This is a genomic window from Puniceibacterium confluentis, assembly GCF_007923445.1.
Classification (GTDB): Bacteria; Pseudomonadota; Alphaproteobacteria; order Rhodobacterales; family Rhodobacteraceae; genus Puniceibacterium; species Puniceibacterium confluentis.
This window is the reverse complement of record NZ_VOJI01000002.1, coordinates 334,621-351,055: the sequence shown is the minus strand read 5'-3', so window position 1 is coordinate 351,055 and position 16,435 is coordinate 334,621. Positions and strand designations below refer to the sequence as shown.

General features: G+C 64.6%; 15 protein-coding genes. 10 read left to right on the top strand and 5 right to left on the bottom strand.

Going from position 1 to position 16,435, the window contains the following annotated elements; translation table 11 throughout:
* The first annotated feature begins 108 nt into the window (after positions 1-108).
* The 5 genes from FOY53_RS04320 to FOY53_RS04300 all read left to right on the top strand — a co-directional run bounded on the left by FOY53_RS04320 (position 109) and on the right by FOY53_RS04300 (position 5,068).
* Positions 109-2,145 carry a TonB-dependent receptor gene (locus FOY53_RS04320; RefSeq protein WP_246107278.1) on the top strand — a complete coding sequence of 679 codons (2,037 nt, stop codon included), beginning with the start codon at positions 109-111 and terminating at the stop codon, positions 2,143-2,145.
* 83 nt (positions 2,146-2,228) lie between these two features.
* A complete protein-coding gene (locus tag FOY53_RS04315) occupies positions 2,229-2,912 on the top strand; it encodes a Fe2+-dependent dioxygenase (protein ID WP_146586070.1) in 684 nt (227 codons plus the stop codon).
* Positions 2,909-3,772, top strand: coding sequence for a tonB-system energizer ExbB (exbB, locus tag FOY53_RS04310; protein ID WP_146586068.1), 864 nt, complete (start codon positions 2,909-2,911; stop codon positions 3,770-3,772). Before FOY53_RS04315 ends, exbB begins: the two co-directional genes overlap by 4 nt.
* Before the next feature lie 4 nt (positions 3,773-3,776).
* Positions 3,777-4,220 carry a biopolymer transporter ExbD gene (locus tag FOY53_RS04305; RefSeq protein ID WP_146586066.1) on the top strand — a complete coding sequence of 148 codons (444 nt, stop codon included), beginning with the start codon at positions 3,777-3,779 and terminating at the stop codon, positions 4,218-4,220.
* Complete coding sequence (locus tag FOY53_RS04300) at positions 4,217-5,068, top strand: energy transducer TonB (RefSeq protein ID WP_146586064.1); 852 nt, start codon at positions 4,217-4,219, stop codon at positions 5,066-5,068. The genes FOY53_RS04305 and FOY53_RS04300 overlap by 4 nt, the downstream gene beginning before the upstream one ends.
* Here the strand turns inward: FOY53_RS04300 and FOY53_RS04295 are convergent.
* From FOY53_RS04295 to FOY53_RS04275, 5 genes are all read right to left on the bottom strand, one after another.
* Positions 5,034-6,149 carry an alpha-hydroxy acid oxidase gene (locus FOY53_RS04295; RefSeq protein ID WP_146586062.1) on the bottom strand — a complete coding sequence of 372 codons (1,116 nt, stop codon included), beginning with the start codon at positions 6,147-6,149 and terminating at the stop codon, positions 5,034-5,036. The two genes, FOY53_RS04300 and FOY53_RS04295, sit on opposite strands and share 35 nt — an antisense overlap.
* Before the next feature lie 78 nt (positions 6,150-6,227).
* Positions 6,228-7,262 (bottom strand): LacI family DNA-binding transcriptional regulator, encoded by a 1,035-nt coding sequence (locus FOY53_RS04290; protein WP_222435219.1) that lies wholly within the window; start codon positions 7,260-7,262, stop codon positions 6,228-6,230.
* Between the two features lie 111 nt (positions 7,263-7,373).
* On the bottom strand, positions 7,374-8,858 hold the full coding sequence (locus FOY53_RS04285) for a tripartite tricarboxylate transporter permease (RefSeq protein WP_146586060.1): 1,485 nt from the start codon (positions 8,856-8,858) through the stop codon (positions 7,374-7,376).
* Between the two features lie 23 nt (positions 8,859-8,881).
* Positions 8,882-9,301, bottom strand: a complete 420-nt coding sequence (locus tag FOY53_RS04280; protein WP_146586058.1) for a tripartite tricarboxylate transporter TctB family protein — start codon at positions 9,299-9,301, stop codon at positions 8,882-8,884.
* A 71-nt stretch (positions 9,302-9,372) separates the two neighbouring features.
* Entirely contained in the window at positions 9,373-10,419 is a 1,047-nt protein-coding gene (locus FOY53_RS04275; protein ID WP_146586056.1) for a type 2 periplasmic-binding domain-containing protein, read from the bottom strand.
* A gap of 262 nt (positions 10,420-10,681) precedes the next feature.
* Between FOY53_RS04275 and araD the strand changes: the two genes are divergently transcribed.
* From araD to FOY53_RS04250, 5 genes are read left to right on the top strand one after another with little or no spacing between them, the layout of a single operon-like run.
* A complete protein-coding gene (gene araD / locus FOY53_RS04270; protein WP_146586054.1) occupies positions 10,682-12,421 on the top strand; it encodes an L-arabinonate dehydratase in 1,740 nt (579 codons plus the stop codon).
* Between the two features lie 12 nt (positions 12,422-12,433).
* Complete coding sequence (locus FOY53_RS04265; RefSeq protein WP_146586052.1) at positions 12,434-13,333, top strand: dihydrodipicolinate synthase family protein; 900 nt, start codon at positions 12,434-12,436, stop codon at positions 13,331-13,333.
* A gap of 11 nt (positions 13,334-13,344) precedes the next feature.
* Entirely contained in the window at positions 13,345-14,055 is a 711-nt protein-coding gene (locus tag FOY53_RS04260) for a ribonuclease activity regulator RraA (RefSeq protein ID WP_146586050.1), read from the top strand.
* Positions 14,056-14,103: 48 nt separating this feature from the next.
* The gene (locus FOY53_RS04255; protein WP_146586048.1) at positions 14,104-14,844 is read left to right on the top strand and encodes an SDR family oxidoreductase; all 741 of its coding nucleotides are present in this window, start codon (positions 14,104-14,106) and stop codon (positions 14,842-14,844) included.
* A 24-nt stretch (positions 14,845-14,868) separates the two neighbouring features.
* The gene (locus FOY53_RS04250; protein ID WP_146586046.1) at positions 14,869-16,395 is read left to right on the top strand and encodes an aldehyde dehydrogenase (NADP(+)); all 1,527 of its coding nucleotides are present in this window, start codon (positions 14,869-14,871) and stop codon (positions 16,393-16,395) included.
* Positions 16,396-16,435: the final 40 nt, after the last annotated feature.

The following is a 16,435-nucleotide window of genomic DNA, read 5'->3' as shown; positions in this document are numbered from 1 at the left end:
GATCGACAAGGGCCATGACGGCACGCTGGACGTCGTATCGGACGACCATGAAACGGTATTCACCTTTCGGAGGCGGACCGGCTGACAAATGCCAAGCTGCCGGGCGAGGTGCTGGACACGCCGCGCACCATCACCGCCATCACTCAGGAAACCATCGAGACCAAAGGCACCACCAGCATCCGGCAGCTGGCGCGCACCACGCCCGGCATCTCGCTGGGCTTCGGCGAAGGCGGCAGTTCATTTGGCGACAACATGTATATCCGCGGCTTCAAGGCCAACAACGATGTCTATGTCGACGGTGTGCGCGATCCCGGCATCTCGATCCACGAGACCTTCAACACCGAGCAGGTCGAGGTCATCAAGGGCCCGGCGGGATCGGTCGGCGGGCGCGGAACAACCGGCGGGACGCTGAACATCGCAACGAAAAAGCCGCAGGACGTGGATTTTTACGAAAGCTCGACCAAGCTGACCAGCGCCGGCACCCTGCGCCAGACCTTTGACCTCAATCAGGCGGCCAGCGACAGGCTGCAATTGCGGCTGAACGGGATGATTCAGGACGGCGCGGTCGCGGGTCGTGAGGATCTGGTTGATGACCGTCAGGGCCTGTCCGGCGCGCTGCGCTACCGGCTGAGCGACACGGTGACCGTCGAGGGCGACTACACCTATACCAGGATCGAGCAGACGCCGGACTGGGGGGTGCCCTATATCACCGATGGGGACACCAGTGACGGAATCGACATCGACGCCGGCCCGGTGACCGATCTGGGCGTGGATCGCGATACATTTTACGGCATTGCCGACCGCGATTTTCAGGAGGTCGAGCAGAAGGTCGCAACCGGGAGGATCATCTGGGATCTGGGGGCGGGCACCAAGCTTACCAATACCCTGCGTGCATCGAAATCGGTCAACGACTACATTCTGACCGCCCCCAGCAGTGTCAGCGACAACGGTTCGAACGATCCGGAGGACTGGACCGTCGGCCTGAGTTTCAAGAGCCGCTACCAGGAGACGGAAGTTCTGTCGAACGATCTGGAACTGACCGGCAAAGGCGCCTGGTTCGGTGGCGCGCATGACTGGATCATCGGCCTCGGGCTGTCGGACGAGGATGTGCGGTTCACCTCATACGACAACCTCCAGTCCGAAGATTACCAACCGCCTGCCGGGCAGCGCGGCTGTACGGTGTCGGCGATCAATCCCGACCCCTCGGACTGTTGGGGCGGGGCATCGGCCTCGCGTGGCGACGATTATACCAAGACGCGTATCAAGACGGCTTCGCTTTATGCACTCGACACCGTCACCCTGTCGCCGAACTGGATCGTCAACGGTGGTCTGCGGGTGGATCGCTACGACATCCGGCGCAGTGGCGGCGGCACCGACTATGCCCGGACCGATGTGATGTGGAACGGCAACCTTGGCGTGACCTGGAAGCCGCGGGCGGATCTGAGCTTCTATGCCGCCGCCGCCACCTCGACCAACCCGATGGGGCAGGAGATCGCAGCGGGCGGCAGCTTTTACGGCGGACTGGATTCGGGGGGCGAGGATCTGGCTCCCGAGCGCAACACCTCGTTCGAAATCGGCTCCAAGTATGAACTGAACGACCACCTGCTGCTGACAGCGGCTCTGTTCCACACCACCAAGTCCAATGCCCGCGAAGATGTCGGGCCGCGTGGCGCCTCGGTGACCAGCGACAGCCTGAAATACAGCGTCAGCGGGTTGGAACTGGGACTGAGCGGCAAGCTGTCGGACCGCATCGGACTGTTCGGCGGCGCCGTCTTCATGAACAGCGCCGTGCTGGAAAGTGATGTGGCCGGGGCCAAGGGACAGGCCATCCCCAATGTGGCGCATCAGCAGTTCAACCTGCTGGCGACCTATGACGTCAGCCCTGACCTCATGCTGGGGATGCAGGCCAACTATACCGGTGAACGGGATCTGGGATCGACCACGCCGAACGGCAACGAACTGGCGTCTTACTGGACCTTCGACCTGGTCGGCTCTTACGCGATCAACCGGACAACGGCGGTTCGTTTCGGCGTCGATAACCTGGCCGACACGACATACTACGACACCGCCTACCGCTCGGGCGAGCCGTTCACCTACGTCGGCCCCGGTCGCGAGATCTGGGCGTCCCTGGAACTGAAGTTCTAGGCGCTCAGTCCCCCCGGCGGGGCCGCCCCCTGGCCCCGCCGACCCCTGGACACGCCACTTTTCAGCCAAGAAGGAGCCACGTCTTGCTTATCACCATCCCCGAAGTCTTTGGGCCCGACGAGGTGCGCGCCCTGCGCGCGGCCCTCGAGGGCGCGGCGTGGGAAGACGGCAGAAAGACCGCCGGGCCGCAGTCGCAGCAGGTCAAGAGCAACCGCCAGCTTGACCCCGGCAGCGATACCGCCCGCGACCTTGGCCAGCGCATCCTGCAAAGGCTGGGACAGACGCCGCTGTTTCTGTCCGCCGCGCTGCCGCTGCGCATCCTGCCGCCAATGTTCAACCGTTACGAGGCGGGCGAGACTTTCGGCCTGCACGTGGACAATGCGATCCGCGTCAACCCGTTCAGCGGTGAAAGGTTGCGCACCGACCTGTCGATGACGCTGTTTCTTTCGGATCCCGCCGAGTACGACGGCGGCGAGCTGATCATCGAGGATCACTACGGCACGCAGGAGGTCAAGCTGCCTGCCGGTCATATGGTGGTCTATCCCGCGACCTCGCTGCACGAGGTGGTTCCGGTGACACGCGGCGCCCGGGTGTCGTCGTTCTTCTGGCTGCAAAGCATGGTGCGTTCGCATGAACAGCGCCGGACCCTGTTTGATCTGGACCAGACCATTCAGGCGCTGGCCGGGCGCGTTGGCGCCGAAGACGGCGATGTCGTCCGTCTCACCGGCATTTATCACAACATGATACGGCACTGGACCGAGCTATGAACACGCACAAGATATTCTGGCTGCCCGCCGCGACACTGCTGGCCCTGAGTGGCCCGGCTCTGGCGCAGGATGCCGGGCTTGTGGCGCAGGCCACCGGTCTGCCGGAGACCCTGCGCGCCAGTCTCGGAGCCTGGCTGGCCAATGCCGGACAGGACCATATGTCGCCCGTCGGCATGTTTCAGGCCGCGGACATCGTGGTCAAGGCGGTGATGGTCACGCTGGCCGTCGCCTCGGTGCTGGTCTGGGCCATCTTTGTCGCCAGGCTGATCACGCTGGCGCTTGCCCGCCGCCGTCTGCGGCGCGGTTATCGCAGGCTGGAGCGGCTTGGCAGTCTCGATCCGGCCGAGCGCGTCTTTCTGCACCGGCGCGGTGTGCTGGGCGTGATGGTGCGCGCGGCGCTGGACGAACGCGCCCGCTCCGGCACGGCCGCGGGCACCGGGATCAAGGAGCGGGCCGACAGCGCGCTGATCCGGATCGAGGCCGGGGCGGCACGCGGCATGGGGGCGGGGACATCGGTGTTGGCAATCACCGGCTCGACCGCGCCGTTCATCGGGCTGTTCGGCACGGTCTGGGGCATCATGAACAGCTTTGTCTCGATTGCTGAAACCAACACCACCAATCTGGCGGTTGTCGCCCCCGGCATTGCCGAGGCGCTGCTGGCCACCGCCATTGGACTGGTGGCCGCGATCCCGGCGGTAATCTTCTACAACATTCTCGCGCGGGCAATCGGCGGGTACCGGGGGATGCTGGCCGATGCATCCGCCCTGGTGCAGCGCACCCTGTCGCGCGATCTGGATCTGGCAGATCAGGACGACCGCGCCGCGCCGCCCCACCGCGCCTTCCATCGCGCGGCGGAGTGATCCCATGGGCGCGCGACTGACCGATGGCAACGACGATCTTGCTGAAAACGCCGAGATCAATATTACCCCGTTCATCGACGTGATGCTGGTGCTGCTGATCATCTTCATGGTGGCGGCGCCGCTGTCGACGGTGGATATCCCTGTCGAATTGCCGGTCGCAGAGGCCGAGGCGCCGCAGCGCCCGTCCGAGCCGATCTTTGTCACCATAAAAGAGGACCTCGCCCTGGCGGTCGGAGAGGTCGGCACGACCCTGGATGCGTTACCTGTCGAGGTCGGCATCGCCACGGGGCTGAACCGCGACGAACGGCTTTATATTCGCGGCGACAAGTCCGTGCCCTATGGCGAGTTGATCAATGTGATGAACGTCCTGCGCGCCGAAGGTTATCTCAAGGTGGGTCTGGTGGGACTGGACGAGGCGGCCGTCGCCCCGGCAGCGGCGGATCAATGAGCCTGGTCTATCGCGACGGGTCAGTGCGCTGGGCGGCCGGGCTGATCGCGGTGTGTGTCAGCGCCGCGGCCCATGTGGCGCCGCCGGTGGTCTATCTGGCAACCACCGCGCGACCGCCCGACGTGGCGCGGGAGGAAACCGGGGTCCAGGGCGCGATCCTGTTCGATCTTTCCGACATCATCGCGGCACCCTCTGACGCCGGCGAGGACAGCCGCGCCGTCGCCGAGGCCGAAGAGGCGGCCACCGTCACCGAAAGCGCCGAGGTGGTCGATCCGGCCAGGGCGGCGGACGAGCCGATTCTGGCGCAGGTGCCCTATGCGGTCGACGATGACGAGTTGAAGTTTGCGGTGGCAAGCCCGGATTCTGCCGAGGACGTCACCGAACGGGCGCAGGAGACCGCAACGGAATACAACGAGGATCAGGTGCTGGAGCCCTCGGCGCTGGGCGCGGTGGCGGCGATGGCAGCGCAGGCGTCGGTCTCGGGCGTCGAGGCAGAAGCCGAGGCCGAGACGGCGCAGGCCCGCAGCGAAGGGTTGAGCGCCGAGCAGTTGCAGGACATCAGCGACTGGCAGAAATCCGTGGTCGTCCGCATCGCCAAGGCCAAGCAGTATCCGCAGGCGGCTCGCAAACAAGGCATCGAGGGAGAGGTCCGGGTGACGTTCACCCTCGACCGCTATGGCGCCGTGCTGGCGCGCGAGGTGGAAACTTCCTCGGGGTCGGATCTTCTGGATCAGGCGGCACTGGCGGTGTTCGATGCCCTGGAAAAGTTGCCAACACCGCCCGGGCATCTGGCCGGTGACAGCTTTACGCTGGTCATTCCACTGAATTACCGGATCCGGCGGGGCTGAGCGGCGCGGGGGGGATCACCCGGTCCGGGGTGATGTCGTCCAGTCTGCGACAGCCCGACAGTGCCATTGCAACCTCGAGTTCCTCGCGCAGCAGGCGCAGCACGTGGCTGGCGCCCAGTGCGCCGCCGACAGCCAGGCCGCAGGCAACCGGTCGGCCCACCAGCACCGCCCGCGCCCCCAGCGCCAGCGCCCGGAACACGTCCACGCCGCGCCTTACGCCGCCATCCATCAATACCGGCACGGCGCCATTCACCTGCGCCACCACACCCGGCAGCATCGAGATGGCCGAGGGCGCACCGTCGAGCACCCGTCCGCCATGGTTGGACACGATCACCCCGGCGGCCCCGGCCTGCACCGCCAGCATGGCGTCCTGCGGCGCAAGAATGCCCTTGAGGATCACCGGCAGCGGCGCGTTGGCGCACAGCCAGGCCACATCCTCCCAGTTCGGGAGAATGTGGGCGATGCGATCGAAAAGGGCGGATTCCCCGTCGCCAAGCGGTACGAAACGCGGGATGGGCAGTCCTTGCAGATTGACCGGCCCGACGCCCTCGGGCAGGGCGAAACCGGCGGTGATCTCGCCATCCCTGACGCCGCTGACCGGGGCGTCGACCGTCAGGATCAGCACTTCGAACCCGGCATCCGCCGCACGCTGGACCAGCGTCATCGTCGCTGTGCGCGATGCCTGCCAGTAAAGCTGGAACCAGCGGCACTCGGGGCCGGCGGCGCGCACCCTGTCCATCGGCTGGGCTGCCTGCGCGCTGAGCACCATGCAGGTGTCCTGCGCGGTCGCGGCGGCGGCACAGGCGCTTTCGCCCTCGGGATCAAGCAACGTCTGGTAGGCCATCGGCGCGACAAGGATCGGATGGGCAAAATTTCTGTCGCAGAGTTTCAGCGCCGTGTTGCCGCCGCGCAGGTCGCGCAGCACGCGGGGCAGCACCTGAATTGCCTCCAGATCGCTGCGGTTGCGGTGCAGTGTCAGTTCGGCACCGGCGCCGTTCAGGAAATAGGCGGCAGTGCCCGGGGCCAGACGCGCGCGGGCGACGTCGAAATATTCGCTCAGGGTACGGGGGAGGTCCTGCATGCCGACTGCGCGCCTTTCTGGGAACGGAATGCTGCAGTCCTAAGCTGCCACGCGTCCGGGGTCAAAGTCGCGGGGGGCTCAATCTGCTGTTTGCGTGGTGTCGCGCGCGACAATCTCGAAACCCACGTCGATCGAACGGTTTTCCGGGCTGTTGTTGCGGATCCGCGACAGCAGCGCATCCGCTGCCCTGTTGCCCAGATCCGAGCGGTCCACCCGCACCGTGGTGAGTGGCGGGATGGTGGCGGTTGCATAGTCCTGATCTCCAAAGCCGATCACCCCGAAATCCCCGGGCACCGACAACCCGCGTGCCTGCGCCTCGATCAGCAAACCGTGGGCAAGCAGATCCGAACTGCAGAAGATCACGCCGCCGCTCAGGCCGAGATCCAGCAGTTTGCTCAGCGCGATGCGGCCCCGCTCCAGACTGGCAGGACCGTCAAACAGCACCTCGAGCGGGGCAGGGTGGCCCAGGGCGCCGAACCTCTTGCAAAAGGCGGTCTTGCGGCGCAGCGCGCGTTCGTCACCCGCCGAAACTACGGCGGCAGTCGGATAACCGCTGTCATGGGCAAACTGCGCCACCGCGACGCCGGCATCGTGGTGTGAAAAGCCGACGCAGATGTCGATCGGGCTTTCGGTGAGGTCCCAGATCTCGACCACCGGCAGCCCGGCCGACAGCAACTGGCTGCGGCAGCGGTTGGAATGGTGCACGCCGGTCAGCAGGATCCCGTCCGGCCGGCGGGAAATCAGCGACGAGACCAGCGCTTCTTCCTCTTCGGCGGAGAAGCCGGATTCGACCAGGATGGTCTGATAGCCGGCGTCGCGGACCAATTCGATAAAATGATGGATCAGCGCCGAATAGACCATGTTGGTGATCGAGGGAACGACGGCAGCGACCATGCGGCTCTTGGACGAAGCGAGCGCGCCCGCCAGCTGGTTGGGCACATAGCCTGTGGCTTCGATGGCCTGGCGGATGCGTTCGAGCGTGTCCGGCGAAACCACTTCGGGGTGGTTGAGCGCACGCGACACGGTGGCCTGGGTGACACCGGCCATCTGCGCGATCGTGGACATGGTGACGGAGCGCGCCTTGCCGGGGGTGTCTCCTGTCTTGCGCGCCATGCGGATTGTCCTGTGTAAGCCGTGCTTTGGTCCAGTAATGTCTCAGATGAGCGGAAAATGTAAGTCCGGCGGCGCAGGCGGATCGGGTGCCTCTGCGCCGCCGGCCCGATTTCAGGCCCGCGCCTTGCGCGCGACAAAGACCGACAGCCAGATCGAACCCATGATCAGCAGCCAGAGCACCACCGCGATCCAGCTCTTGGTAAAGAAGATCGTGAGGTTGCCATAGGATTCCAGGCTTTTGACAAAGTAGACTTCGGCAGAGGGCCCGAGGATGAAGCCGATGATGAAGGGGGCGACCTCAAGCCCGATGCGGTGGAACAGATACCCGACAAGGCCAAAGATCAGCAGCGTCCAGACGTCGAACATGATGCCGTAGTTGATGGTGTAGGACCCGACCACGCACATCATCAGGATCACCGGAAACAGCAGGTGCTTCGGCACCGTCACCACCTTGCAGATGTTGCGGATGGCGTAGAACATGATCACGAACATGGCGATGTTGGCGACCAGCATGGCGATGATCATCATGTTCCAGGTCTCGACATTCTGTCCGATGAACAGCGGGCCGACCTGGATGCCCTGCAGCGTGAAGGCCCCGATCAGGATCGCCGTGGTGCTGTCGCCGGGGATGCCGAGCGACAGCAGCGGGATCAGCGCGCCGCCGGTCAGACCGTTGTTGGCGGTCTCGGAGGCAATCACCCCTGACGGGTTGCCGCGCCCGAACTGTTCCGGGGTCTTCGAAAAGGTCTTGGCCTGGCTGTAGGACAGCACCGAGGCGGCGGACCCGCCGACGCCGGGCAGCAGACCCACGAACGTCCCGATCGACGCCGAGCGGAACAGATTGATGAACTGGCCGCCAAAGTCGGTCCAGCGGAACGGCGTCGAACGGGATATTTCCATCTTCGACAGGCTGGAATCCTCGGGCACGCCCTGTTCCGCCTCGATCAGGATGGCTGACAGGCCAAACAGGCCGATCAGCACCGGAAGCAGGGAAAATCCGCTGTCGAGGTAATATTCCATGAACGGGAACATCAGCCGGTATTCCCCATTGCCGCCGTCCGACACGTCATAGGCCCCGATCAGGCTGATCAGCATCCCCAACACGCCGCTGAAGATACCGATCAGCATGTTGCCCGACAGTGCGGCCATCACGGTCAGCGCGAGGAAGATGATCAGGAATTTCTCGACGTAGGAAAACTTGATGGCAAAATCCGCCAGCGCCGGGGCAAAGAGATACAGGATCAGCAGGCTGAACATGCCGCCGAACAGCGAGGCGGCGATGCCGAGCTTGAGCGCGCGTTCGCCTTCGCCGCGTTGCGCCATCGGGTAGCCGTCAAAGGTGGTGGTGATCGACGACGGGGTGCCGGGAATGTTGAGCAGCACGGCAGGCACCAGCCCGCCCGAGATGCCGCCGACATACAGGCCCAGCAGCAGCGCCATGCCGTTGATCAGCCCCAGGGAATAGGTCAGTGGCAGGCAGACCGCGACCGCCATGGTCGCCGTCATGCCGGGGATGGCGCCGAAGATTATGCCGACAAAGGTGCCTGCGATGGTCAGGAAAAAGAACAGGGGCGTCAGGTCGGAAAGGAGGTCCATAAGGCAGGTCCCGCAGGTTGGCTTCAGGGAAGCGAGATGTTGAAGAGGCTGGACAGGATGAACCAGACAACCAGAGGCGCGATCACTGCGTTCAGGACGGCGATGATAACGCGGCGGCGGGAAAGGCCGTGCATGTAGAGCAACGAGATTGCCAGCACGAAGGGCGCCGAGGCAAACAGGAAGCCAAAGCCGCGATTGGGAATGGCGCGGCCGATGCGCTCCATCGCGAGAAAGTAGATGATCACCAGCACGACCGTGCCGAACAGACGCATCCGGTCGGTGCCCGCAGGCCAGCGCGGCGTGGCGGCGAGGGCGGCGCCGATCTCGGCGCGGCGGGTGGCAAGGATCACCGCTCCCAGAACGGCCAGCACCGCAGAAACGAGGATCGGAAAGATAAGGTGCGACCGGTCGAAATCGACCGTCACGTCAAAAAACGACAACATGGCGAGCCTTCCGCAGGGTTCGGGGGGCGAATGGGTTCGGGCGGCGCCGGATCCGGCGCCGCCCGGGTGTATTATTCAGAGCCGATGGCGCTGATGACCTTTTCATAGGTCGCACGCTTTTCGGACAGATGCGCCTGTGCTTCGGCAGACGGCAGGAAGTTGGGGATGAAGAACGACGCTTTCAGCGTGTTCTGCACGTCTCCCTTGTCGAACACTGCCGCCAGGCCCGTGTCGATCGCCTCGACCAGTGCCGGATCCATGTCCTTGTTGTAGATAAAGAAGAATTCCTTGTCGAAGGTGAAATCTTCACTGCCGTCCAGCGTCACCGAGGTTGTAGGCGAGACGTATTTCAGCATGTCGTCGCGGGTCATCGCGCCCATGCCTTCGGGGTTCGCGCCCTGGATGGTCGCCTCGCGGGCGGTCAGCCAGACAAAGCGCATCGCCTTCTGGTCGTCGGCGGGCAGCTGGGTGTACTGCTCGTTTGACTGGATCGAGGCATTGATGACATCGGCCTGACCGTCGAACAGCAGCTGGTCCTTGTCGGACTGGCTGCCGGTGTTCATCGCCACGATGTTCGCCTCGGAGCCGGGGTTCAACACGCTGGCGGCGTTCTTCATCGCGGAAAAGCCGATCTCGGACACGCCGCCGGGCTGGATTGCAACCCGCACGCGGGTGCCATCGGCCGCGGCCTGGAAGATGTCGTCCATGCTCTGGTAGGGCGAGTTCTTGGGCACGGCATAGGCGTTGCCGGGATTGATCGAGACGGTCGGCCCGACCCTGTAATCCTCGAAGATGTTGTCAAAGCCGCGCACGCCGTAAAGTTCGCCCAGATAGGCGTGGTCGTGGAAGATCATCATCGTCGATCCGCTGGAGTCGCGGCCCAGGGCCTTGAAACCTTCGGCGGGGCCGACGGCGTCAACCTTGATGTTGATGCCCAGTTCGGCGGCCAGGGCGTCGGCGATGATCGACGAATTCTGATAGGTGTCGCCGCCGGTCGAGGTCGAGCCGATCACGATGCGCAGGTTGGATGGCAGGTCCTGTGCTGCCGCCGGCAGCGCCGCCGCGACGCCGATGGCAAGGCTGAGCCCGGCGATTGCGGTGGAAATGTAGTTGGTCATCTTTGTCCTCCTCGGGTGGATGACGCCTGACGTCAGGCATCGCAACGCATTTATGTATGCGTATACATTCCCAAATGGCACAGGCGCGGTTGGTCTGTCAAGATTCGCGATCACCGCTGAGAAATATGGCCGTATATTTGTTGGAAACCGCTTGTTGCGGGCGATTGTTCGGGATTGACCCTCTGAAATGAATGCGTATACATAAATCAGCACAAATGCGGGCGCGACGACGAATCGCCCCAGGGAATATTCCGGAGGAACCATGACAAACGGTAAGAAGGCGGCAGTCGATCTGCGCAGCGCACGGTGGTTTGCGCCGGATGATCTGCGCAGCTTTGGCCACAGGTCGCGGATGATGCAGATGGGCTATTCACCCGACGACTACATCGGCAAGCCGCTGATCGGCATCCTGAACACCTGGTCGGATCTCAGCCCCTGCCATTCGCATTTCAAGACGCGGGTCGAGGACGTCAAGCGGGGCGTGAGCCAGGCTGGCGGCTTCCCGGTCGAACTGCCGGCGCTGGCGGTGGACGAAAGCTTTACCAAGCCGACCTCGATGCTCTACCGCAACATGCTGGCGATGGAGACCGAAGAGAACATCCGCTCGCACCCGCTGGATGGTGTCGTGCTGATGGGCGGCTGCGACAAGTCCACGCCGGCGCTGGTGATGGGCGCGCTCAGCGCCGGGGTGCCGATGATCTATCTGCCGGCCGGGCCGATGCTGCGCGGCAACTACGCGGGCAAGATCCTGGGGTCCGGTTCGGATGCCTGGAAATACTGGGACGAACGTCGCGCGGGAAACATCACCGACGAGGAGTGGTTGGGAATCGAGGGCGGCATCGCGCGGTCCTACGGCACCTGCATGACCATGGGCACCGCCAGCACCATGACCTCGATCGCCGATGCGATGGGGCTGACCCTGCCGGGGGCGTCTTCGATCCCTGCTGCAGATGCCGGGCATATCCGCATGTCTGCCGATTGCGGGCGCCGTATCGTCGAAATGGTGTGGGAGGATCTGACCCCCGAAAAGGTTGTCACCGAGGCCTCCATGCGCAACGCCGCCGTGGTCGCGATGGCGACGGGCTGCTCGACCAACGCCGTTGTGCACCTGATGGCGATGGCCGGCCGGGCAGGGGTGGCGCTGAACCTTGACGATCTGGATGCGCTGGGCCGCACGACTCCGCTGATCGCCAACGTCCGCCCGTCGGGCAAGGACTATCTGATGGAGGATTTCTTTTACGCCGGCGGTCTGCGGGCACTGATGGTGCAGTTGGGCGACAAACTGGATCTGACGGCCATGACGGTGTCCGGCAAGACTCTGGGCCAGACGCTCGAGGGCGCAAAGGTCTACAACGACGACGTGATCCGTCCATTGTCGAATCCGGTCTACAAGGAAGGCTCGCTCGCCGTGCTGCGCGGCAACCTGTGCCCCGACGGTGCGGTGATCAAACCCGCCGCCTGTGATCCGAAATATTACAATCATCAGGGGCCGGCGCTGGTTTTCGACAGCTACCCCGAAATGAAAGCTGCCATCGACGACGAAGACCTTGCGGTCACGCCCGATACCGTTCTGGTGCTGCGCAATGCCGGACCCAAGGGCGGGCCGGGCATGCCGGAATGGGGCATGCTGCCGATCCCCAAGGCGCTGATCAATCAGGGTCATCGCGACATGCTGCGGATTTCGGATGCGCGGATGTCGGGGACATCTTACGGAGCCTGCGTGCTGCATGTGGCACCGGAATCCTTTGTCGGCGGGCCGCTGGCGCTGCTGAAGACCGGCGACATCGTCAAGCTGGATCTGGCCAATCGCACACTGGACATGCTGGTGGATGAGGCCGAACTCGAGGCCCGCCGTGCTGCGTGGGTCGCGCCGGACGCCCGGTTTGCCCGTGGCTGGGGCTGGATGTTCTCGCGCCACGTGACCCAGGCGGACAAGGGCGCCGATTTTGATTATCTCGAAGCGGGTTTTGGCCCTGCGGCGGGTGAACCCGACATTTTCTAAAAGGACCGACCGATGGCGCTTGATCTCGACACTGCCCTGACCGGAATTTCCGGCATTCTTGTCACCCCTTACGACGAAACCGGCGATATTGCCCCCGCGCGGCTGGCCCCGATCATCGACCGGGCGGTTTCGGCGGGGATTCATCTGCCGGTCGTCAATGGCAATACCGGCGAATTCTACGCGCTGACCACCGACGAAGCCTGCACCATGGTGGCCGAAGTGGCGCGGATGATCGACGGGCGCACGCCGCTGCTGGCCGGGGTCGGGCGTGGCATCCGCGATGCCTGCCGTCTGGCCAGGGCCTCGGCTGATGCCGGTGCCGCGGCGCTGATGATCCACCAGCCGCCCGACCCCTTTGTCAGTCCGCGCGGCACCGTCGACTATGTCCGGGCGGTCGCGGATGCGTCGGGCGGTCTTCCGATCATGCTGTATCTGCGCAACGACGCGATCGGTGTGTCGGGCATCCGGGCGCTGTGCGAAGTGCCGGGTGTGAAAGGGGTGAAATGGGCCACGCCGAACCCGCTGAAACTGGCCGAGGCAAAGGCTGTCTGTGATCCGGCCATCGTCTGGGTCGACGGTCTGGCCGAGGTCTGGGCACCGGCCTTTTATGCCGTGGGCGCGCGCGGGTTCACCTCTGGTCTGATCAATATCTGGCCCGAGCGGTCGATGGCGATCCACGCGGCGCTCGAGGCCGGGGACTATGGATTGGCCAACCAATTGATCGCCGATATGAAGGTGTTCGAGGACGTCCGCGCCCAGGAGCTGAACGGAACCAATGTCACCGGCGTCAAAGCGGCGCTGCAGACGTTGGGCATGGACTGCGGTCCGACCCGTGCGCCCTCGGCCTGGCCGCTGACCGGGGAACAGCAGGCGTTGATGCAGGCTTTCCTGACCGACAACAAGCTGATCTGAGAGGCGATTCCATGAACCCCGAAACCCGCGAAAAGCTGCGCAACGTGTCTGTCGCCACGCTTGCAACGGCGCTGTACAAACGTGGCCTGCGCAACCAGACCATTCAGGATGTCCGCCCGGTGGCCCGCAAGGGGCGCAACATGGTCGGCCCGGCCTATACCCTGCGCTATATCCCGGCGCGCGAGGATCTGAATACCCTGGCCGAGTTCCGCAATCCCGAACACCCCCAGCGCAAGGGTGTGGAAGCCTGTCCCGAAGGCCATGTCTTTGTCATGGACAGCCGCAAGGACGCCCGCGCCGCCAGTGCCGGGGATATTCTGATCACCCGGTTGCAGGTGCGCGGTGTCGAAGGTGTGGTGACCGATGGCGGCTTTCGCGATTCGATGGCGATTGGTGAACTCGACATGCCGGCCTACCACGCCCGCCCGTCGTCTCCGACAAATCTGACACTGCATCAGGCGCTGGACCTGAATGTGCCGATCGGCTGCGGTGATGTGGCGGTGTGGCCCGGCGATATTGTCGTCGGTGACGATGACAGCGTCATCGTGATCCCGGCGGGCATTGCCGACGAAGTCGCCACCGAGGCCACCGAAATGACAGTTTTCGAGGACTTTGTGATTGCCCAGGTGCGGGCAGGCGTACCGATCATCGGTTTGTACCCCCCGACAAAGGAACAGACGCTCGAAGACTTCAGGCACTGGCGCGCGCAGCAGAACCGCTGACGACGTCTCTACCACCCGCCGTGCGACCGCAATGACAAGGGGGCAGGAATGACCGGCAGAACCATCATCATCACAGGGGCCTCGTCCGGGATTGGCCGGGAAACGGCGCTGGCGTTTCTGGACGCCGGATGGCGCGTCGGGCTGATCGGGCGGCGCGCCGAGGCGCTGGACGCGGTGTGCGGGGACCGGGCCCAGGCGCTGGCGCTGCCCTGCGACGTGACGGATCCGGATCAGGTCGACGCGGCCTTTGATGCCGCCTGTGCGCACTGGGGCCGGATTGATGCGCTGTTCAACAACGCCGGAGTCGGCCTGAAATCTGTGCTGATTGATGAAATAAGCATCGAACAGTGGCGGCGGGTGATCGACACCAACATCACCGGCATGTTCCTGTGTGCCCGCGCGGCCTTTGCGCGGATGCGCCGACAGACGCCCCAGGGCGGCCGGATCATCAACAACGGCTCGATCTCGGCGCAGGTGCCGCGACCGGGGTCCATCGCTTATACCGCTTCGAAACATGCGGTTACCGGCATGACGCGCAGCCTGTCTCTTGATGGCCGCGCCTTCGGAATCTATTGCGGTCAGATCGACATCGGCAACGCAATGACCGATATGGCTGCTTCGCAGGCCAAAGGCGTGCCGCAAGCCGATGGTTCGATCGCGGTCGAGCCGATGATGGACGCTGGACATGTGGCTGCTTCGGTGTTGCACATGGCCGGCCTGCCGCCAGAGGCGAACGTACAATTCATGACGGTCATGGCTTCGGCCATGCCTTTTATCGGGCGCGGATGACGCGCCAAGGAAAGAGAGAATTTTATGACTGACGACGCAATCTTCAAACCACACGGCAACCACCTGATCGCGGGTGAGTGGATCACCTCGGGCCAGACCTTTGCATCCGAACCCGCAAACGGCCCGGCCCATGAGTTCAGCGTCGGCACCGTCGATCTGGTCAACGCCGCCTGCGAAGCCGCGGAAGAGGCCTTCTGGACCTATGGCTACACCAGCCGCGAGGAACGCGCCGCGTTCCTGGATGCCATCGCCGACGAAATCGAAGCCCGCGCCGATGCCGTGACCGAGATCGGCACCCAGGAGACGGGCCTGCCCGAGGCCCGGCTTCAGGGCGAACGCGGACGCACCACCGGTCAGCTGCGCCTGTTCGCGACCCACATCCGCGACGGTGCCTATCTGGACGTGCGCCACGATGCGGCCCTGCCAGAGCGCAAGCCGCTGCCGCGTCCGGACATGTACATGATGCAGCGCCCCATCGGTCCGGTCGCCGTGTTCGGCGCCTCGAATTTTCCTTTGGCGTTCTCGACCGCAGGCGGCGACACCGCCGCCGCGCTGGCCGCCGGATGCCCGGTTGTGGTCAAAGGCCATTCGGCCCATCCCGGCACCGGTGAAATCATCGCCGAAGCGATCCTTGCCGCCATCGAGTCCTGCAAGATGCCCAAAGGCGTGTTCAGCCTGATCCAGGGCGGACGCCGCGACGTGGGGACGGCGCTGGTGCAGCACCCGCTGATCAAGGCGGTCGGGTTCACCGGATCGCTGGGCGGGGGCCGCGCGCTGTTCGACCTGTGCGCGCAGCGCCCCGAGCCGATCCCGTTCTTCGGCGAGCTGGGCTCGGTCAACCCGATGTTTGTCCTGCCTGCGGCGGCGACGGCGCGGGGCGCCGAGATCGGCACCGGCTGGGCCGGATCGCTGACCATGGGCGCGGGCCAGTTCTGCACCAATCCCGGGATCGCGGTCATCGAAAAGGGCGCCGCGGGGGACGCCTTTGTCGCGGCGGCCAAGGCTGCTCTGGCCCAGGTCGGGCCGCAGGTGATGCTGACGGACGGTATCGCCCAGGCCTATCGGGACGGCACCGCGCGGTTCGACGGGCGCAATGCCGTCGCACCGCTGCTGGTGAACGAAAATGAAGGGCGGACCGCCAAACCGGCGCTGTATGAAACCGACGCGGCCAACTATCTTCAGGATCATGCGCTTGGCGAGGAAGTCTTTGGTCCGCTGGGTCTGGTGGTCCGGGTGGACAGCGCCGAGGACATGATCCCGCTGGCCAAAGGCTTTGAAGGACAGCTGACCGCGACGCTGCAACTGGACGCCGCTGACGCCGCTCTCGCCCGCAAACTGTTGCCGGTGCTCGAACGCAAGGCGGGCCGGGTTCTGGCCAATGGCTTCCCGACCGGAGTCGAGGTGTCGGACACCATGGTGCACGGCGGACCTTACCCGGCGTCGACCAACTTTGGTGCCACGTCCGTGGGGACGCTGTCGATCCGCCGCTTCCTGCGCCCGGTGTGCTATCAGAACATCCCGGCGGATGTCCTGCCGGCCGATCTGGCCTGACCCCATGCGGACGGAGAATGCTCTCCGTCAGACCGGCCCG